Origin of the sequence: Enhygromyxa salina (assembly GCF_000737335.2) — a bacterium.
Taxonomy (GTDB): Bacteria; Myxococcota_A; Polyangia; order Nannocystales; family Nannocystaceae; genus Plesiocystis; species Plesiocystis salina_C.
Genome location: NZ_JMCC02000324.1, coordinates 1 through 532 on the forward strand (window position 1 = coordinate 1; position 532 = coordinate 532).

General features: G+C 49.2%; 1 pseudogene. It reads left to right on the top strand.

Annotation, left to right across the window (positions count from 1 at the left end):
* Nucleotides 1-125: pseudogene (locus DB30_RS43410) on the top strand (bifunctional 2-polyprenyl-6-hydroxyphenol methylase/3-demethylubiquinol 3-O-methyltransferase UbiG); the annotation flags it as partial.
* Nucleotides 126-532 lie beyond the last annotated feature (407 nt).

Genomic DNA, 532 nt, shown 5'->3' on the forward strand with positions numbered 1-532 from the left:
ACGAAACCGCGCTGCGCGAGCAGCATATCATCGGCCTGCACTACAACCCGCTGAGCGACAAGTTTCGCCTCGGCCGCGGCGTCGATGTGAACTATATGGTGCATACCCGCCACGTGAAAAAGTAACCCGCTGGCGCGCAAGGCGATTGCGCGCCTGTTACCTTGCCGTTCTCGTTTTCTCTCTCCTAACCGCTCCACCGCTAGTCGGTTGTCGGGAAAAAACACAGCGATGTGCGAAAAATCAGCGGTCGATCAAAATCTCGAATTTTTTACCCTGGCAGTTGACACGCGGTTGGGCCTTATAAGTCGCGGGGTTAAGAAATTCCGCACAAAATACAAGCCCCATAGCCATCATTTTTCTGTCTTGTTATCTGGCGGCAGGTCACTAGAATAACCTCCATATTGTTACTCAATCTCTCCCAACCCCCAACATATAGTGTTTATCCACAGAATTATTCACATTGAATAACCCTGTGAATAAACAGGGGACTCTTTTTCACTTACGGATGGTATAACGCGACATGAATCAAAGT